Here is a 597-nt window from a genome sequence, read left to right as displayed (position 1 = left end):
GCTTGCGGACCCCGTAGACGCGGTAGTTGTCCGTCCAGAGCGTCACCAGCTCCGGCGTCACCACCGCGTCGCTGATGGCCCGCGCCGACGGGGCACGGTCTTTCGCGGCGTAGTACGTACTCGGAGCCACCTGCAACAGGCTGCAGATGGGCTCGACTCCAAGCGGGCGACCTTCGACGACGTCGTTCTTGTTCGCGTCGATGAACGCGACTAATTCCGGTGTTGGCGGTCGAGCTCCGCCCCGAAGAAACTCGCGGCCCGCTTCAGGATTTCGTTCGCCCGCCGCAACTCACGGTTCTCCTGCTCAAGCTCACGCACCCGACGCGCCTCCGCCGTGCTCACGCCAGCGACGTTCCCGTCATCGATGTCGGCTTGCTTGACCCACGTCCGCACCGACTCGACCCCGTATCCGAGCTGCGTCGCGACCCGCTGGACCGTCCCATGCTCGGTCCCCAGCTCGGCTCGCAGCGTCCTCACCATCCGCACCGCCGCGGCCTTCTCCTCCGGCGAATACCGACGCGTCGTCGGCTTCCCAGATCCCTGATTCGACACCATGACTCCATCCTCGTTTCCAAGGTCAGGAGCCTCCAACAAACT

At 65.7% G+C, this 597-nt stretch carries 1 pseudogene and 1 other annotated feature; the pseudogene reads right to left on the bottom strand.

Features of this window, described 5'->3' with window-relative positions:
- Nucleotides 1–555 (bottom strand): annotated as a pseudogene (locus ACT3TZ_RS15245) (transposase); the annotation flags it as partial.
- Nucleotides 122–256, bottom strand: a sequence feature (AL1L pseudoknot). It overlaps the preceding pseudogene by 135 nt.
- Nucleotides 556–597: the final 42 nt, after the last annotated feature.

This window comes from Brachybacterium sp. AOP25-B2-12, from assembly GCF_052378625.1.
GTDB lineage: Bacteria > Actinomycetota > Actinomycetes > Actinomycetales > Dermabacteraceae > Brachybacterium.
The sequence above is the reverse complement of the archived record's forward strand: the minus strand, read 5'-3'. Positions and strand labels throughout refer to the sequence as shown.